Source organism: Mycobacteroides saopaulense (genome assembly GCF_001456355.1).
GTDB classification, from domain to species: domain Bacteria; phylum Actinomycetota; class Actinomycetes; order Mycobacteriales; family Mycobacteriaceae; genus Mycobacterium; species Mycobacterium saopaulense.
In genome coordinates this window covers 1245138-1263241 of sequence record NZ_CP010271.1, presented here as the reverse complement: position 1 = coordinate 1263241, position 18104 = coordinate 1245138, and the positions used below count along the sequence as shown (strand labels likewise).

The following is an 18104-nucleotide window of genomic DNA, read 5'->3' as shown; positions in this document are numbered from 1 at the left end:
TCTATGGCCGTTGACCGACAACCTCCGGGAAGCAACGCCCGGCCCCGCGGTCCATCCACAGGTCTGGCATTTGCCCGACACTCGTCCTGTAGCCCCGCTACGGTACGAGTCATGTCGGATGACGCCAAGCGCAGCCTGATCCTGATGCGCCACGCGAAGTCGGCCTATCCTCCCGGGGTCGACGACCACGAGCGCCCGCTGAACCTGCGCGGCACCCGGCAGGCCACCCAGGCCGGCACGTGGCTACAAGACAACTTCAATCGAATCGACGCGGTGCTGTGCTCGACCGCCACCCGGACCCGCGCGACGCTCACGCAAACCGGCGTACACAGTCAACTCGTCAGGTTCAGCGACAAGCTCTACGACTCGACACCTGGGATCACCCTCGGCGAGATCAACGCGGTACCGAACTCCGCGATCACCGTGCTCGTCGTGGGACACGAGCCCACCACATCGCAGTTGGCGCTGGCACTGGCCGACACCGGCACCAGCAGCGCCGAGGCCGCGAACCGCATCTCCACGAAGTTTCCGACGTCGGCTATCGCGGTACTGACCACTCGCGCGCCGTGGTCGGCACTCGAACTGGGCGGTGCGTCACTCACCACATTTCACGTGCCGCGCTAGCGACTCGTCTCAGACCTTCTCCGCCACCTGGGTGGAGAGCTTCATCGCGCAGTGACACGCATCCGATGACGTGCCGTGACCCGCGCCGAGCAGGGTGACCGCCAGTTCGAAGAACTGATCGTCGCCGTACTCCAGCGCGGTGACGCACATCCCGTAGGTCGAACTGATGAAACCGCTCTTGCCCCCGGCAGAAAAGTCCCTCACCTCGTCACGCGTGCGTTCCTCGCCCTCACGTTCGCGACCGATCGGGCTACCGCGATACCAGGAGAGGGTGACGTTGGGCAGCACGCTCCAGTACCCGTTCGGCGACCAGGTGCATCCCGCAGGGGTCTTCGCGATCAGCTTGAGGTCGGTCCGGTGCACCACTGCGGCGACATCGGGAGTGGTGAGACTGCCACACTCGGAATAGGCGGGGCCGACCCGGACATCATGCTCGGACGCCACGTCATGTCCGTGTAGTTCACCATGGTGTCCAGCGCAGCCCGCGGTGAGCAGAATTCCTGCGGACAGCACTGCACACAGGAGTGCCCCGGCGATACGGGACGAGCGAACGCGACGCGTCAGATGTTCACCGACAGCGTCATCTCCATCAATTTGATTGCCTGAGTGCATGAGTCTCCGCCTTGGCCCTGCGGGTTGACCCACCATCCAACAACACCTGCGGCATCGCTGGCAACTCCACACGCACCCGGCTGGTCCGGTGGCTTCATCACGATCGACGGGATGCCCTGGATCGCCCGCTCCTGGACGCTGTACTTCAGACTGTTCGCTGTGGCCTTTTCGGCCTCAAGGCTGCCGGTCTCGAACCAGAACCGGGTGATATCGACCAGGCCGCCGCTCTTGCTCATCGCCTGCCAGCGGCACAGCGCCCCCACGAACGTGCTCTGAATGTCCCGTGGGTCCGCGTCGACGGCCTTGGCCAGCACATCCGTGGTGAGGACGTCGCATTCCTTGAGCAGGTTGGGGTACTTCTGCTCGGCGGGTGTTCCGTCACCGAGATCTCCCTTGCCGGGCATCACGGCCTCGCCGTCGACCGTGCCCCCGCAGCCGGCGGAGCCGAATGCGACGAGTGCGATACATGCCGCCGCGAGCAGCGACTTCGTTTTCCGATGCGTCATTTCTTGGCCGCCTTGATGGACGTCTCAGTCAGCTGTTTGGCCACGTCACAGGAGTCGGGAGTGCCCGATCCGGGCTCGAAGTTGATGGACCACTCGATGAAGTCGTTTCCGAAGTCCATACCGATCTCGCACAGCGTCGTCACGGTACCCGGGTACCCGTTGGTGGCGATGAATCCCTTGTACCCGGCAATCTCGATGTCCTCGACACTCGGCCGCGTCCGTTCTTCCGTCGCCCGTTCACGGCCGATCGGACTGCCCCGATACCAGTTGAAGGAGAAGTGCGGCCCCACGATGCTTCCACCGCGAAGCCAGACACAACCGACGGAGTTCTTCGCGGTGCCCACCAGCCCCACGACCTTGGTCATCTGCATCATCGCCTGATCACTGACGCCACCGCATTCGGTGAACATCGGACCTTCGACGCCTTTGGACTTCGTCTGCTCCGGTGCCGTCGCGTTCGGTGCGGTGCCGCCCGGTTGATCGGACTTGTCACCACCCGAACAGCCAGCCAACACGAGCGCGACCATCGCCAGTACGACGGCACACTTGCTCAACACGTTGCGCGAATCCAAGCCCAACCTCACATGTGCACTGTAGCGGCACAAACGGGAGTCAACCACTGAGCTGCGGCTTTGTTGCGGACTGCGTGTGCGACAGTGGTGCCCATGCCTCAGGGTCAGTTGCCGGCCCTCCTACGGCGGTACGTCCGCCCGTACCGCGACCTCGTCGCGACGGTGGTCACGCTGCAGATCATCAGCACGCTGGCTTCGCTTTACCTGCCGACGGTGAACGCGGCGATCATCGACGACGGAGTGGCACAAGGCGATACCGACACCATCATGCGGCTGGGCACGGTGATGCTCGCCGTGACGCTGCTGCAGATCGTCTGCTCGATCGGTGCGGTGTACTTCGGTTCCAGAACCGGAATGGGCTTCGGTCGCGACATGCGGTCGGCACTGTTTCATCACATCACCGGGTTCTCCGCCGAAGAGTCGGCCCGATTCGGGGCACCGACATTGTTGACGCGCACCACCAACGACGTGCAACAGCTACAACTGCTGGTTCAAGTGACCTGCACCATGCTGGTGACGGCGCCCATCATGTGCATCGGCGGAATCGCCATGGCGGTCCACCAGAACGCGGGGTTGTCCTGGCTGCTGATGGTCAGCATGCCTGCGCTCGCAGCGGTGAATTGGTACATCGTCCGATCGATGTTGCCGATCTTCCGCCGCATGCAACGACTCATCGACGGCATCAACCGGGTGATGCGCGAACAGCTGTCGGGTATCCGGGTCATTCGCGCTTTCACCCGGGAAGCCGTGGAACGCATCCGCTTCGGAGTGGCCGTTACCGAAGTATCGGAGGCAGCGCTGGCCGCAGGCCGCTGGCAGGCCCTCATGCTGCCCACCACCTCGCTGGTCATCAACACCTCCAGTGTCGCGCTGATCTGGTTCGGCGGGCTGCGCATCGACCAGGGACAGATGCAGGTGGGATCACTGATCGCCTTTCTGTCCTACTTTCTACAGATCCTCATGTCGATGATGATGCTCACGATGTTGGCCGTCATGGTGCCGCGCGCCTCGGCCTGTGCAGAACGCATCACCGAGGTGTTCGAGACCCAGGGATCCATCACCGCACCACCCGATCCCGTCCGCGTCGAGCCGACGGGGCCAACCGTGGAGTTCGCCGACGCCGGATTCCGCTACCCCGGTGCTGAACGTGCTGTGTTGGAGGGGATCTCGTTCACCGCCCGGCCCGGGACCGTCACCGCCGTGGTCGGAGCCACCGGATGCGGCAAGAGCACGCTGTTGAACTTGATCCCCCGCTTGCACGACGTGACAGCCGGCTCGGTACGGGTGGGCGGCAACGACGTACGGCGATACGACCCCGAGGACCTGTGGACGGTCATGGGGTTGGTTCCGCAGCGGGGGTACCTGTTCTCCGGCACTGTGGAAAGCAACCTGCGCTACGGCAAGTCCGACGCCACCGAGGACGAGATGTGGGAGGCGCTACGGGTGGCGCAGGCGGCGGATTTCGTCCAGGCGCATGCCGCAGGATTACTGATGCCGGTGTCTCAGGGTGGTATCAACTTTTCGGGTGGCCAGCGTCAGCGTCTTGCCATTGCGCGCGCGGCGATTCGGCGCCCGAGCATCTACCTGTTCGATGACGCCTTCTCGGCGCTCGACGTGCACACCGATGCCCGGCTACGGGAGGCCCTGCGCGAGGTGGCCGCGGACGCCACGGTGATTGTCGTGGCCCAACGGATCTCGACGGTGATCGATGCCGACCAGATCGTGGTGCTGGAGGACGGCCGCGTGGCCGCGGCGGGCACCCATGCCGAACTCGCGGAATGCTGCGGGATGTACCGGGAGATCTGCGATTCACAGGCGGTGTTCTCGGCATGACGCGGGCGATTGGCTTTCGGGGAGTGCAGCAAGGGCCTGCGGAGCGCTCCCGGGATTTCCGTGGCACGGCGGTGCGCGTGGTCAGGCGTCTTGCCCCACAACGTTTCCTGACCGCAATGGTCATCATCCTGTCGATGACCGGCATTGCGATCGGGGTGATCGGGCCACGGATTCTCGGCCACGCCACCGACCTGTTGTTCAACGGAGTGATCGGCCGGGAGCTTCCTGCCGGGCTGAGCAAGCAGCAGGCCGTCGATGCCGCTCACGCTCGCGGGGACGGGCAGTTCGCCCAGATGCTTTCGGGCATGAACGTCACTCCCGGGGTTGGTGTCGACTTCCGGGCAATCGGCATGACATTGGCTTTGGCGCTGGGCCTGTACCTGGCCGCCGGGCTGCTGGCATGGGTGCAGGCGCGACTTCTCAACGTGACGGTGCAGCGCACCGTGGTGACCCTGCGCACGGACGTGGAAGACAAACTGCATCGACTTCCGTTGTCATACTTCGACTCCCGTCAGCGCGGGGAGATTCTCAGCCGCGTAACCAACGACGTGGACAATATCCAGACGTCCCTGCAGATGAGCATCAACCAACTACTGAGCTCGATGCTGACCCTGGCGGCCGTACTCGCGATGATGCTCAGCATCTCGCCCCTGCTGGCGGTGATCACACTCACGACAGTGCCCCTGTCACTGTGGGTGACGCGCGCGATCGCCCGTCGGTCACAAAGACTGTTCGTGGCGCAGTGGGCCAACACGGGGAAGCTGAACGCGCACATCGAAGAGACCTACAGCGGTTTCACCATCGTCAAGACGTACGGGCATCGGGCGGAGGCAGAAGCGATCTTCGCGGACCGAAATGCCAAGGTCTACGGCAGCGCATTTGGCGCCCAGTTCTTCTCGGGCCTGGTCTCACCGGCGACGGCATTCATCGGAAATCTGAGCTACGTGGCGGTGGCAGTGGTGGGCGGCCTCAAAGTTGCCTCGGGCGACCTGACGTTGGGCGGCATCCAGGCATTCACCCAATACGTGCGGCAGTTCAACCAGCCGCTGACGCAGGTGGCCGCGATGTACAACACCCTGCAATCCGGGCTCGCCAGCGCCGAAAGGGTTTTCGAGCTGCTGGATGCCGATGAGGAAACGCCGGATCCGGTATCGCCGGCGACTGTGCCCGATGGGTCCGCGCGCGTCGACTTCGAGGACATCCACTTCGGGTACTCCCCCGAGGCGCCGGTGATCGAGGGCCTGTCACTCAGCGTCGAGCCGGGACACACGGTGGCGATCGTCGGTCCGACCGGTGCGGGAAAGACCACCCTGGTAAATCTGTTGATGCGCTTCTACGACGTCGACTCCGGACGAATACTGCTTGACGGCGTTGATATCTCGACGATGAGCCGGCGCGATCTGCGATCCCGGATAGGAATGGTGCTCCAGGACACGTGGCTGTTCGGCGGCACCATCGCCGAGAACATCGCCTACGGAAGGCCCGGGGCATCCGAAGAGCAGGTTCGGGAGGCAGCACGCGCGGCGTATGTCGACCGATTCGTGCGCACGCTTCCCGACGGATACGACACCAGGATCGCCGACGACGGCGGGAACATCAGCGCCGGCGAAAAGCAGTTGATCACCATCGCACGCGCTTTCCTGGCACGCCCGCAGCTGCTGATACTCGACGAGGCGACAAGTTCGGTGGACACCCGCACCGAGCTACGAATTCAGCGAGCCATGGCCGAGCTGCGCCGGGACCGGACGAGTTTCATTATCGCCCACCGGCTTTCCACCATTCGCGATGCGGACCGCATCGTGGTGATGGACGGCGGCAGCGTCGTCGAGAGCGGCACTCATGCCGAGCTGCTGGCCCGTCGCGGCGCCTACTTCGCGATGACGCAGACCTAGAGCCGAGGCCCCTGCGTCCGTAGATCGCGAACTTCGGCCATCGCGGCGCGTAGCTGCTCCAGCCAGTCCTCCGTGTGTTCGCCGACCAGCCGGACTGCCCACGCCAGTGCGTCCGAGCGTGATCGGGCCACGCCGGCCTCGACCAAGGTGTCCAGCACCTGGCGCTCCGGCTGACGCAGCCGGGTCATCACCGGAACAGCGATGTGCGTGAACAAGATTCGCTCGGAGGATTCGGCAGTGCCGACGTCCACTCCCCAGGAAACCTTGCGCCCGTACCGGGCCTGCGCCTCGTCGGCGATGTGCATCCGGTGGGAGCGCGTCTCTTCCCGGAAGCGAGAGGCTCGGCCTGCCGCACGCGCCTCGCTGTCCTTGTCTGCGTCGTCGGCGGACAGCCGGCCGATGACGGTGATCTCTTCACGGTCGACGACGACTTCAGGATCGCCACTGAACCAGCCGTCGGGCAGGCGCCCGGCGAACCAATCCGCGGCGTCGGAGGCGTCGGATTGTTGATCTCGCTTCATGATTACAAAATTACATGGTTAAAAAGCGAAGGGTGTTCGCCTACAGCGAACAACCAGGGAGCATCGAAAAGAGGCGTCAGCTCCGACGCATGACGATTGCGGCACCGCCGGCAAGCACGATGACCACCGCGAGAACCAGCGCCCATCCCAAACCGGCGAGCCACCATACGGCTCCGAGGGCAGCCAGTACCGGCGCGGCCAGGAACAGCGCCATCCCGGGATGCTGACGGATCACCGCCAGTGCGGCATTTGCTCGCTGCTTGTCGATTTCCTTACCAGCCATCTCACCAGCGTACTGCGCATCAGCGGCGATCACCGGCTCGACTTCTCGAGAAGCTCGTCGGCCGGACACGACAGTCCATCCAGGTAGAGCGGGCGGATGCCGTTCTCGTCGAACGCGATGATGATGCGGCGCCGCAACTCGCGCTCGACGGCCCACTGCGCGTTGGCACGAACCGCCACCGTCAACCGCAGGCTGATGGCATCCGCGGTGATGCCGTCCACTCCTAGCATCTCGGGTGCTCCGATGATCTCGTTGCGCAGTGCGTCGTCAGCCACCGTCTCTTGCGCGGCCTCCAGCGCCACCCGGCAGGCCAGATCAACATCGGCGCTATAGGCCACCGGGATCTGTAGAAACGCGACCGCATAATCCTGGCTGAAGTTGCCGACCCTGGCTATCCCCCCGTTGCGCACATACCAGAGCGTGCCTTGCAGGTCACGCACTGTGGTGATCCGCAGACCGACGCTCTCGACGGTGCCGACCGCATCTCCGACGTCGACTACGTCGCCCACGCCATATTGGTCTTCAAACAACATGAAGATGCCCGTGATGAAGTCCCGCACCAGGTTCTGCGCACCGAAACCGAGCGCCACCCCGACTATTCCTGCGGAGGCGATGAAGGGCGCTACGTTCACTCCCAGGATTGCGAGCGACTGCAGGGCCACCCAGACAAGCACGAGAAAAGAGACAGGGGACTTGAGGACGGAGCCGAGGGTCTGCGCCCGCTGAGCCCTACGCTTACGCCTGCGCGCGTCACGGGCCGGGTCCTGAGCGCGCCCCCGCAGCGTGCGCACGGCCGAGGATCGTCGCTCTCTCTCGCCAAGGCCGTCCTCGGTCTCCACCGGATCCGGTGTACGGCGCAGGAAGAAGGACCGGCGGCGACTCTCCGCCTGGTCGGTCCGCTTCGCGCCTTGGACCAGGCGATCGATAGCCCGGTGAAACAGGAATCTCACCGCGAGCCCCAGGATCAGGTAGATCGCGATGTCGACCGGCTTATGGATCAGCCAATCCCGGCCGGACTCGGACAGTTGGATTGCTAAGTCAGACACCACCCCGAGGGTACCCATTGGCGGCAGTCTCGCGAGCGGCAAAGACACCGCGCTACCCCCGTGCCGCCCGAAAACTATTTGCCCCGTGCGGAACTCAATGCGGCGAAAGGTACGCGTCCGATTGTCGGCAGATCTCCGCGGGCACCTCGCCCATCTCTTGTTGTGGTGGGGGTATCCATTCGCTGGTGCCGTCCTTATGTTTTCAAGTAACCCAGCCTTGGTTGAGGAGGCGGTGGTGTGGTCCGCAGGCGAAGGTGAGGTTGTCGATGTCGGTGGGGCCGTCGTGGGTCCATTCGTCGATGTGGTGGACTTCGCACAGATATCCGGGTACTGGGTAGCCGGGGTGAGTGCAGCCGCGGTCTTTGGCGTGCAGCACGATTCGCTGGTCGGTGGTGGCGATGCCTGCGGTGTCCTCCAATTCGGTCAATGTGGTGGTGACGATGACGGTGACCGGTAGTCCGTGGTGTGAGCCCAGCTCTGCGCAGGCCAGGGTGGCGCGCAGGGCGGCGCGTAGGGCGTCATGGTGGCGCTGCGCCACGGTGCGGGTATCGCGCTCAGCGGCATCGTCTGCCGGTTCGCCGTCCACGAGTGGGGTGTGATCGGTCGGGTTGCACATGCCGGGTGCGGCCAGTTTCGAGAACACGGCATCCAGATAGGCACGCGTCTGTGGGTCGAGTAGTCCCGAGATCGCCGACATGCCGTCAAAGCCTTGCTGCCCGATCACTATTCCGCGGCGCCGGGCCCGATCGGCATCAGAAAACTGCCCGTCGGGGTTCAATAGCGCCATCAAGCGTTCGGCGCCGGTGCGTAGTTGCTCAGGCCGAAACTGGGTGGCCATGACGGCAAGTTGTGCCTCGGCCGCCTCGCGAGTGGGGGTATCGACCACTGCCGGGAGCCGGTCGAAGAACTGCCGGATGATCCGCACGTGTTCCTCGCCGGCATCACCGCGTTCAAGGGCGCCAGCCACGTTCGGCAATACCGGCGCCAACACCTCGCCGGTCAACGCCCGGCGCGGCGCCAACAGTTCGGCATCGGTGATCCGCCGTCGCGCCGCACCCTTGCTGATATGCAGCCGCCGGGAGACCACGTCCGCATACGAGGTGCCACCTAACTGCACCGGCGATGCTTGCCCGGTCACGGCGGGGATCAAACCCAGCCCCCGCGAAGCTAACCGCCGCTGCCCCACCTCCAAACGCGCCAAAACCGCCAACGCCTCGGCGGCGGTGAGTTCGTCAAAAGACCCCGCGCAGAAGGCATCAACCGCCGCCTCCAACACCTCGATCGAACCCATGTTCGAATACTAACGACCCCCACCGACAAGTAGGCAAGACCTTATCTGCGATTACGGTGTCCACATGCCCTGTGTCTTCTGCGCCATCGTCGCCGGCGAGTCACCGTCCTTCCGCGTCTACGAGGACGAGACAACGCTCGCCTTCCTCGACATCCGCCCCATCACCCGCGGACACACACTGGTCATTCCGAAGGCCCACGCGCAGGATCTCACGGACCTGAAGCCCGATGACGCCGCGGCCATCATGACGGTGGGCCAGCGCATCGCCAACGCCATGCGCGATTCGGAACTGCACAGCGACGGCACTAACTTGGCGCTCAACGATGGCCGTGTCGCATTCCAAACCGTCATGCACGCGCACCTCCATGTGGTCCCCCGCCGCGGCGGGGACAAGCTTGCCTTCGCAAAGGGATTCGTCGTCCGTCGCGACCCCAACCTGGAGGCGACCGCCTGCATCATCCGAGAAGCGGTGCAGGCCACCTAGCCGAAAAATCAGTCGCCCGCTCACGTAACCCGCTGCTACGTTTTCGGGCGACATGTCCACTCCGACGGCGGATTCGCCGACAATCGATCAGGTGAATCGCCGGCCGGTTCTCCTGCTGCTCTTCGCATCCGTCGTCGCCGCCATCGGCAACGGCGTGTCGATCGTCGCACTGCCCTGGCTCGTACTGCAGCGGACCGGCTCCGCGGCGGATGCCGCGGTGGTCGCCGCCGCCGGCACGCTCCCGCTGGTGTTCTCGACATTGATCTCGGGAACCGCGGTCGACTTCTTCGGCCGCCGCAAGATGTCGATCATCTCCGATGTCCTCTCGCTGCTATCGGTCTCTGCCATACCGATTCTCGCGATGACCACCGGACTCAGCGTCCCCCTGCTCGCTGCCCTCGCTGCACTCGGCGCCGTCTTCGACCCGGCCGGCATCACCGCCCGAGAATCGATGCTCCCGGCCGCCGCGAAGGCTGCGGGCTGGTCACTCGACCGGATGAACAGCGTCTACGAGGCCACCTTCAACGTCGCATACATCGTGGGACCCGGTCTGGGCGGACTCTTGATCGCCACCGTCGGCGGCGTCAACACCATGTGGGCCACCGCGACGACGTTCCTCATCTCGATCGGGGCCATCACTTTCCTCACGGTCGACGGCGCCGGGAAGCCCGCGGCCGAAACCAGGCCCACCGGTGTCGTCAGCGGCGTGCTCGAGGGGCTGAAATTCGTCTGGAACGTCAAGATCCTGCGGACCCTGGCACTGGTCGACATGGCCATCACTGCGCTGTACTTGCCGATCGAAAGTGTGTTGCTGCCTAAGCATTTCAGCGACACCGGAGCCCCGCAACAGCTGGGCTGGATGCTCATGGCGATCTCCGTCGGTGGGCTACTCGGCGCCCTCGGCTACGCCACCATGGTTCGTTACGTCAAGCGCCGCACCATCATGCTGTGCGCCAGCTTCACAGCCGGCATCACCACACTCGGTATGTCGCTGCTGCCGCCCATCGGGGTGCTGCTGGTGCTGGCCGCATGCCTGGGCTTCATCTACGGACCGGTGGCACCCATCGCCAACTACGTCATGCAGACCCGCTCCCCCGAGCACCTGCGCGGCCGGGTAGTCGGCGTCATGACATCCACCGCATACTGCGCCGGACCCCTTGGCTTTATGCTTGCCGGTCCCATCGCCGATAAGTTCGGCGTCGCCGTGACGTTGACGATCATCGGTGTGCCCATGCTCCTGATCGCGATCGCGAGCACCCGGATGCCCGTGCTGCGTGAGTTGGACCGGGACGATCCTCAGCCTCACGAGGATCCAAATCGGTAGGGTCGGCTCCGTGGCTGACTTCGAGGGAAAAACTGCACTGATCACCGGCGGCGCGCGCGGCATGGGCCGTTCACACGCCCTGGCGCTGGCCGAGGCGGGCGCCGACGTCGCGATCTGCGATCGCTGCGAGAACAGCGACGTCGTGGGATATCCGCTGGCGACCGAGGATGACCTCGCCGAGACAGTCGCCCTGGTCGAAAAGACCGGCCGCCGATGCATCTCGGCCAAGGTGGACGTGAAGGACAGGGCCGCACTGGAATCGTTTGTCGCCGAAACCGAGGACTTGCTCGGCGGAATCGACATCGCCATCACCAACGCCGGCATCAGCACCATCGCAATGCTGCCCGAGGTCGAGTCCGCGCAGTGGGACGAGGTCATCGGCACCAACCTCACCGGGACCTTCAACACCATTTCGGCAGTGGCACCGGGCATGATCAAGCGGAACTACGGCCGCATCGTCACCGTGTCGTCGATGCTCGGACACAGCGCGAACTTCGCTCAAGCCTCTTATGTCTCGTCGAAGTGGGGCGTCATCGGATTGACCAAATGTGCCGCCCACGACCTCGTCGGCTACGGCATCACCGTGAACGCCGTTGCTCCGGGCAACATCGAAACGCCCATGACCCAAAACGATTTCGTTTTCGGCACCATGCGCCCCGACCTGGAGAAGCCGACACTCAAGGACGTCGAATCCGTCTTCGCCTCCCTGCACCTGCAGTACGCCCCCTTCCTCAAGCCCGAAGAAGTCACCCGCGCGGTGTTGTTCCTGGTCCACGAGGCCAGCTCGCACATCACCGGGACCGTACTGCCGATCGACGCCGGTGCGACGGCACGAATGATATGAGCCAGGACGCCCTCGCGGTGCTTTCTGAATTGGTCGCCGCCCTCGGCGACGGCGCGGTCATCACCGACCCCGACATCACCGCCTCGTATCGACAAGACCGGGCCTTCGATCCGGACGCCGGAACACCACTGGCGGTGGTGCGGCCCAACAGCACCGAAGAGGTGTCCACCGCCCTCACATGGGCCAGTGCACATCGCATTCCCGTGGTGCCCCGTGGCGCGGGCACCGGCCTGTCCGGTGGATCCACCGCCCAGGACGGCGCCATCGTGCTGTCGACCGAACGGATGCGCGCCATCACTATCGACACCGCCACGCGCGTCGCGATCACTCAGCCCGGCGTCCTCAACGCGGAGGTGAAGGCAGCCGCGTCCGAACACGGCCTCTGGTACCCACCAGACCCGTCGTCCTTCGAGATCTGCAGCATCGGCGGCAACATCGCCACCAATGCCGGCGGGTTGTGCTGTGTCAAATACGGCGTGACCACCGACTACGTGCTGGGAATGCACGTAGTCCTGGCCGACGGCACCATCCTCAGGCTGGGTGGACCGCGTCTCAAAGATGTTGCCGGACTGAGTCTTACCAAGCTCTTCATCGGCAGCGAGGGCACCCTGGGCGTGATCACCGAAGTCACCCTGCGGCTGCTCCCCGCGCAGCCGCCTCCGTGCACCGTGGTGGCGAGCTTCTCATCGGTGCACGATGCGACCAATGCCGTCCTCGCGATCACCGCGCAGATCCGGCCCTCGATGCTGGAGTTCATGGACTCGGTGGCGATCAACGCCGTGGAGGACAAGCTTCGGATGGGGTTGGACCGCAAGGCCGCCGCCATGCTGGTGGCCCGGTCGGACGAACGCGGCTCAACCTCCGCGGAGGACGCCGAGCTCATCTCTCGCATCTTCACCGATCACCATGCCGCCGAAGTCTTTTCCACCGATAACCAGGAGGAGGGTGAGGCGTTCGTCGCGGCACGAAGGTTCGCGATCCCCGCAGTGGAGGCAAAGGGCCCACTGCTGCTCGAAGACGTGGGCGTTGCACTGCCGCAGCTGGCCCAGCTGGTGGAAGGAGTCGAAGCCATTGCCGTACGGCACCGCTTGCTGATCTCGGTAATCGCGCACGCGGGCGACGGCAATACCCATCCGCTCATCGTGCATGACCCCAACAACCCCGATGAATCGCAGCGCGCCCACACGGCGTTCGGCGAAATCATGGATCTGGCGATCTCTCTCGGCGGCACCATCACCGGCGAGCATGGGGTGGGGCGTCTCAAGAAGCCATGGCTGGGTGATCAGGTCGGACCTGAGGTGCTCGAGGTGAATCGGCGGATCAAGCTGGCTCTCGACCCCGACGGCATCCTGAACCCGGGCACGCTGATCTGATTCCGTCGGCTTAGCACCAGATATTGACACATCAACTGACATGCCTTACACATAAGACATGTCAGTTGATGTGTCTCACACTCCTGTTGTGCCCCGCTACATCCCCGGCGCCTCGGACAACTGGATCAATCCATGGCCGATGTACACGGCACTTCGGGACCACGACCCGGTGCACCATGTGGTGCCGGAGGGGGCACCTCACGACGACTACTACGTGCTGACCCGGCACGCCGATGTGTACGCCGCCGCCCGCGACTGGGAGACGTTCTCCTCGGCGAAGGGCCTCACCGTCACCTACGGTGACTTGGAAAAAACCGGCATGGCCGATAACCCGCCCTTCGTGATGCAGGATCCGCCGAGCCATATCGACTTCCGCAAGCTGGTGTCCAGAGGCTTCACACCACGGCAAGTCACCGCCGTCGAACCGAAGGTGCGTGAGTTCGTCGTAGAGCGTCTTGAACGCCTCAAGGAACGCGGCGAAGGCGACATCGTGATCGAACTGTTCAAGCCCTTGCCGTCGATGGTGGTCGCGCATTATCTGGGTGTGCCAGAGCAGGATCGGGCCCAGTTCGACACGTGGACCGACAGCATCGTCGCCTCCGCATCCGGTGGCGCCATCGACCTTACGAGCGTGAGCGCCGATATCGCCCAAACCATCGGCGAACTGATGATGTATTTCACCCAGCTCATCGAGCGCCGGCGCGTGGAACCGGAGGACGACACCATTTCCCATCTGGTCGCCGCCGGAGTCGGCGCCGACGGCGACATCAGCGGGACACTCCAGATTCTCGGCTTCGCATTCACCATGGTCGCGGGCGGCAATGACACCAGTACCGGGTTGCTGGGCGGTGCAGTTCAACTGCTCCACTCCAACCCCGATCAGCGACAGCGGCTCCTTGACGATCCATCACTGCTCACCGGCGCCGTGGAGGAATTCTTGCGCCTCACCTCTCCCGTGCAGGGATTGGCGCGCACCGCGACCCGAGACGTGACCATCGGCGACACCACCATCCCCGCCGGCCGCCGTGCACTATTGATGTACGGCAGCGCGAACCGGGACGAGCGCGAATACGGAGATGACGCAGGCGAATTGGATGTCCTTCGGCAACCGCGCAACATTCTCACCTTCAGCCATGGCAATCACCACTGCCTGGGAGCCGCAGCGGCACGCATGCAATCGCGGGTCGCACTTGAGGAACTGCTCACCCGCATACCGAATTTCGAGGTCGACCTCGACGGGGTCACCTGGGCGGACGGCTCGTATGTGCGAAGGCCCCTGACGGTGCCCATCAGCGTGGGATGATCTTGCGATGAGGCGCCAGCGCGAAGAGCGTGAACCAGCATGAGTTGGTTGGCCGACGCTCGGACATCGGTAGCCGCGGAGAAGATCCTCGACGCGGCCGCCGAGCTGTTCGTGCGTGACGGTGTCGCCGCCGTCGGCATGAATGAAATCGCCAAGGCCGCCGGCTGTTCCCGGGCAACCCTGTACCGGTACTTCGAGAATCGCGAGGCGCTGCATATCGCCTATGTGCACCGCGAGGCCAGAACCATCACCGGACAGGTCACCGCGGCGGTCGCCGGCATCGACGATCCTGCGGAGCGTCTGGTGAGCGCCGTGCTCACCAGCCTCAGACTGGTCCGCGACAATCCCGCGTTGTCGGCGTGGTTCCGGCCCGGGGAGTACGTCGGTGGCTCACTCGCGCTGCATTCAGAGGTCCTCAACGCCATGGTGTCGGCGTTCGTGGCCGCGGACGACGTCACCGCGCTCACTCAGCTGCGGGCCAAATGGTATGTCCGGGTGATCATCTCGCTCCTGTCTTACCCCGAGGACAATCCCGAGGATGAGCGGACGCTGATCACCGAGTTCGTGGCGCCCATGATTTCCGCAGACGTGAGCCCCACGCCAGCAGCACCTGCACAGTCCGGTGGATCAGCCACGAGGCCGGCACACTGACCACCATCGTCACTAGGAACACGATCACCACCGACCCCGTGTAGACGTGGTAGTGCAGCAGATCGACCATCACGATCTCCATCAGGATCATGTGGATGAGGAACAGCTCGTAGGAGATCTCGCCCAACCACACCATGGGCCGCGAAGACAGAAACCGGACATACCAACCGGTGTCACCCAGTCCGGCGGGAGCTACCAGCAGCGTCGCGATCACCACATAGAAAATCGACTTTGTCAGTGCCTGCGGCAGCGCCCACGGTGAGGTCGTGGGGTCTCCCGCAATCCGCGTCGACACGATCAAGTAGCAGATGGTCGCCAGCGGCACCGTCACCAACGCGTAGCAGCGCACACCCATGACGGCCAACACCGACAGAATCATGCCGCCCACGAACCACGACAGGTAGGCGGGAAGCCACAGCTTCGCGCCGTCCGGAAAAGCGCTGATGGTGTACACCAACGTCATCCACACCGGGGTCACCAACGCCAGGCCACCCAGGCCGACCAGCAGCCGCACCGGATGCCACTGCCCACCACACAGTTTCTGGACGAGCAGCCACGCCAGCACCGGCAGCGCCACGTAGAACGCCGCTTCCACGGCAAGGCTCCAGATCTGGGTCATGCCCTGGTGGATGTAGCGATATCCGTAATTGGAGGTGTAGATCTGGGTGAGCGTGAGGTTACGTAGCAGCCCCAACCAGGTGTGTCCGGGGTTCGGGTACTGGTCACGGATGTGATACCAGATGTACGCGATGGCGACCAGAATCCAGTAGGCAGGCATGATGCGCCGAAACCTATGCCAGGCATAACGTTTCACCGAGGGTGAGGCGGTGCCGTCGGCGGCCGCCCGCACCCACGGCAGGAACAGCAGAAACCCGGACAGCACGAAGAAGATCGGCACGCCGATCTCCAGGCGGGACTGCAACAAGTGGAGATAGGCCTTCCAGGGAGAAACCCCGTCCACCACGTAGTTCCCCGTGCTGTAGGCCGCATGGGTGGCCACCACCAGGGTCGCGGCGACCGCCCTCACTCCGGTGAGCGCAGCCACCCGCCCGGAAGCGTGTACGACAGGGGCACTTTCAGCTGGGGAGACAGCCGTCATGGCTTCTTCGGGGACCGCTTGGGACGCTTCGCCTCCGAACGTTTGTGGTCCGTATGTTTGTACTCGGTGTTTGCCTTATGGGGACGCTTGCGGTCCGGGTACTTGCGCTCGGGGCGCGCACCATCGGGCCTGCCCGCGGGGCGCAGCTCGATGAGTACACCCGAAATTCGCGTGCTCTCCAGCGCCTTGAGCGTCTTGGGCGACAGCTTGGCGGGCAACTCGACAAGCGAGTGATCGGGGCGGATGGTGATGTGCCCGAAATCACTGCGGTGCAAGCCGCCCTCGTTGGCGATCGCTCCCACGATGGCACCCGGTCCCACCTTGTGCCGCTTGCCGACGGCGATGCGATACGTCGCCAACCCAGGGGTCCGGGGTCGCGCCTCGCGGGGCCCCCGCTCAGGACGCTCACCGCGCTCCTGACGCGGTTCACGCGGCGGATCGGGCTGCAACAAGAACTGTTCGCCGTCACGCGACTGCACCGCCAGCGCGGCCGCGATATCGGCCATGGGCACGTCATTCTCGCGTTCGTAGTCCGCGACGATCCCGCGGAACACGTCGATCTCGGGCGCCGACAGCGCCGCGGTGATCGCATCACGGAACTTCGTCACACGCTGGGCGTTGACGTCCTCGACCGACGGCAGCGGCTCCTCGGCGAGCTTGGCTCCGGTGGCCTTCTCGATGGCCTTGAGCAGATGCCGTTCACGCGGAGAAACGAACAACACCGCGGTACCCGACCGTCCCGCGCGACCCGTCCGGCCGATGCGGTGCACGTAGGACTCGGTGTCGTGCGGGATGTCGTAATTGAGCACATGGGAGATGCGTTCCACATCCAGACCGCGTGCCGCCACGTCCGTGGCCACCAGGATGTCGATGGTGCCGGACTTGAGGGCGTTGACCGTGCGCTCACGCACCGACTGATTGATGTCGCCGTTGATGGCGGCCGCCGCGAACCCTCGCGCCTTGAGTTTTTCGGCCACCTCCTCGGTGGCCTGCTTGGTCCTGACGAACACGATCATCGCCTCGAAGGGCTCGACCTCCAGGATCCGGGTCAGCGCGTCCATCTTGCGTGGACCGGCGACCTGGATGAATCGCTGCGAAATATTCTCGGCCGTCTTGGTTTTGGCCTCCACGGCGATCTCGACGGGATCGTGCAGATACTTCTTGGTGAGCCGCCGGATGGTGGTGGGCATGGTGGCCGAGAACAGCGCGACCTGCTTGTACTCGGGGGTGTCGGCCAGGATGCGCTCGACATCCTCGGCGAACCCCATGGTGAGCATCTCGTCGGCCTCGTCCAGAACCAGGTAATCCAGGTGTGACAGGTCGAGGGTCCCGCGCTCCAGGTGGTCGATGACGCGCCCCGGCGTGCCGACCACCACCTGCGCGCCGCGCTTGAGGCCGGCCAGCTGCACCACGTAGGACTGGCCGCCGTAGATCGGCAGCACGTTCAGTTTGGGCATGTGTGCCCCGTACCGACCGAACGCCTCGGCTACCTGCAGGGCCAGCTCGCGCGTCGGAGCCAGCACCAACGCCTGGGTGTTCTTAGAGGTCAGATCGATTTTCGACAGCACCGGGATGGCGAACGCCGCGGTCTTTCCGGTTCCGGTCTGAGCGAGACCCACCACATCCGAGCCCGCCAGCAGCGGTGGGATGGTGGCAGCCTGGATCGCCGAGGGCGTCTCGTACCCGACATCGGACACCGCACGCAGCACCGCCGGGGCGATCTGCAGGTCGGCGAAGGTGACCGTGGTGTCGGCTGTTTGCACGGGCGACTCGTCCGTGTCCGGCGCTGTGTTGTTCGGCGAAGCATCTGTAGAGGTCATGACGGTATGAAGTGTAGGCGCATATA

At 64.4% G+C, this 18104-nt stretch carries 17 protein-coding genes and 1 pseudogene; 9 read left to right on the top strand and 9 right to left on the bottom strand.

Features of this window, described 5'->3' with window-relative positions:
* Positions 1–111: 111 nt before the first annotated feature.
* On the top strand, positions 112–624 hold the full coding sequence (locus tag MYCSP_RS06360) for a SixA phosphatase family protein (protein ID WP_070911408.1): 513 nt from the start codon (positions 112–114) through the stop codon (positions 622–624).
* 9 nt (positions 625–633) lie between these two features.
* On the opposite strand, the gene MYCSP_RS06355 is transcribed toward MYCSP_RS06360, so the two are convergent.
* From MYCSP_RS06355 to MYCSP_RS06345, 3 genes are read right to left on the bottom strand one after another with little or no spacing between them, the layout of a single operon-like run.
* Positions 634–1137 carry a DUF3558 family protein gene (locus MYCSP_RS06355; RefSeq protein WP_070911409.1) on the bottom strand — a complete coding sequence of 168 codons (504 nt, stop codon included), beginning with the start codon at positions 1135–1137 and terminating at the stop codon, positions 634–636.
* A gap of 47 nt (positions 1138–1184) precedes the next feature.
* The gene (locus MYCSP_RS06350) at positions 1185–1742 is read right to left on the bottom strand and encodes a DUF3558 domain-containing protein (RefSeq protein ID WP_070911410.1); all 558 of its coding nucleotides are present in this window, start codon (positions 1740–1742) and stop codon (positions 1185–1187) included.
* Positions 1739–2269, bottom strand: a complete 531-nt coding sequence (locus tag MYCSP_RS06345; protein WP_407661688.1) for a DUF3558 domain-containing protein — start codon at positions 2267–2269, stop codon at positions 1739–1741. Before MYCSP_RS06345 ends, MYCSP_RS06350 begins: the two co-directional genes overlap by 4 nt.
* Before the next feature lie 153 nt (positions 2270–2422).
* On the opposite strand from MYCSP_RS06345, the gene MYCSP_RS06340 reads away from it, so the two are divergent.
* Both MYCSP_RS06340 and MYCSP_RS06335 read left to right on the top strand, forming a co-directional pair.
* Complete coding sequence (locus tag MYCSP_RS06340; protein WP_209435438.1) at positions 2423–4147, top strand: ABC transporter ATP-binding protein; 1725 nt, start codon at positions 2423–2425, stop codon at positions 4145–4147.
* A complete protein-coding gene (locus MYCSP_RS06335; protein WP_088413416.1) occupies positions 4144–6039 on the top strand; it encodes an ABC transporter ATP-binding protein in 1896 nt (631 codons plus the stop codon). Before MYCSP_RS06340 ends, MYCSP_RS06335 begins: the two co-directional genes overlap by 4 nt.
* On the opposite strand, the gene MYCSP_RS06330 is transcribed toward MYCSP_RS06335, so the two are convergent.
* The 4 genes and pseudogenes from MYCSP_RS06330 to MYCSP_RS06315 all read right to left on the bottom strand — a co-directional run.
* Positions 6036–6560, bottom strand: coding sequence for a hypothetical protein (locus MYCSP_RS06330; protein ID WP_083013898.1), 525 nt, complete (start codon positions 6558–6560; stop codon positions 6036–6038). The genes MYCSP_RS06335 and MYCSP_RS06330 overlap by 4 nt on opposite strands.
* A 76-nt stretch (positions 6561–6636) precedes the next feature.
* Positions 6637–6843, bottom strand: coding sequence for a hypothetical protein (locus tag MYCSP_RS06325; protein WP_070911515.1), 207 nt, complete (start codon positions 6841–6843; stop codon positions 6637–6639).
* A gap of 29 nt (positions 6844–6872) precedes the next feature.
* Positions 6873–7907 carry a mechanosensitive ion channel family protein gene (locus tag MYCSP_RS06320; protein ID WP_162266210.1) on the bottom strand — a complete coding sequence of 345 codons (1035 nt, stop codon included), beginning with the start codon at positions 7905–7907 and terminating at the stop codon, positions 6873–6875.
* A 187-nt stretch (positions 7908–8094) separates the two neighbouring features.
* Positions 8095–9180 (bottom strand): annotated as a pseudogene (locus tag MYCSP_RS06315) (DUF222 domain-containing protein); the annotation flags it as partial.
* A gap of 64 nt (positions 9181–9244) precedes the next feature.
* On the opposite strand from MYCSP_RS06315, the gene MYCSP_RS06310 reads away from it, so the two are divergent.
* Genes MYCSP_RS06310 through MYCSP_RS06285 form a run of 6 tightly spaced genes read left to right on the top strand, consistent with a single transcriptional unit; the run spans position 9245 to position 15159 of the window.
* On the top strand, positions 9245–9664 hold the full coding sequence (locus MYCSP_RS06310) for an HIT family protein (protein WP_070913377.1): 420 nt from the start codon (positions 9245–9247) through the stop codon (positions 9662–9664).
* Between the two features lie 52 nt (positions 9665–9716).
* Positions 9717–10988 carry an MFS transporter gene (locus tag MYCSP_RS06305; RefSeq protein ID WP_083013794.1) on the top strand — a complete coding sequence of 424 codons (1272 nt, stop codon included), beginning with the start codon at positions 9717–9719 and terminating at the stop codon, positions 10986–10988.
* Positions 10989–10998: 10 nt separating this feature from the next.
* Positions 10999–11832: a mycofactocin-coupled SDR family oxidoreductase gene (locus tag MYCSP_RS06300; protein WP_083013795.1), complete on the top strand. Its 834-nt coding sequence runs from the start codon at positions 10999–11001 to the stop codon at positions 11830–11832.
* Entirely contained in the window at positions 11829–13205 is a 1377-nt protein-coding gene (locus MYCSP_RS06295) for an FAD-binding oxidoreductase (protein WP_088413414.1), read from the top strand. The genes MYCSP_RS06300 and MYCSP_RS06295 overlap by 4 nt, the downstream gene beginning before the upstream one ends.
* A gap of 58 nt (positions 13206–13263) precedes the next feature.
* Positions 13264–14508, top strand: a complete 1245-nt coding sequence (locus MYCSP_RS06290; RefSeq protein WP_088413413.1) for a cytochrome P450 — start codon at positions 13264–13266, stop codon at positions 14506–14508.
* 39 nt (positions 14509–14547) lie between these two features.
* On the top strand, positions 14548–15159 hold the full coding sequence (locus MYCSP_RS06285) for a TetR/AcrR family transcriptional regulator (RefSeq protein ID WP_083013798.1): 612 nt from the start codon (positions 14548–14550) through the stop codon (positions 15157–15159).
* On the opposite strand, the gene MYCSP_RS06280 is transcribed toward MYCSP_RS06285, so the two are convergent.
* Positions 15062–16258: an acyltransferase family protein gene (locus MYCSP_RS06280; RefSeq protein WP_088413412.1), complete on the bottom strand. Its 1197-nt coding sequence runs from the start codon at positions 16256–16258 to the stop codon at positions 15062–15064. The two genes, MYCSP_RS06285 and MYCSP_RS06280, sit on opposite strands and share 98 nt — an antisense overlap.
* Positions 16255–18078, bottom strand: a complete 1824-nt coding sequence (locus MYCSP_RS06275; RefSeq protein ID WP_083013800.1) for a DEAD/DEAH box helicase — start codon at positions 18076–18078, stop codon at positions 16255–16257. The genes MYCSP_RS06280 and MYCSP_RS06275 overlap by 4 nt, the downstream gene beginning before the upstream one ends.
* Between the last annotated feature and the right edge of the window lie 26 nt (positions 18079–18104).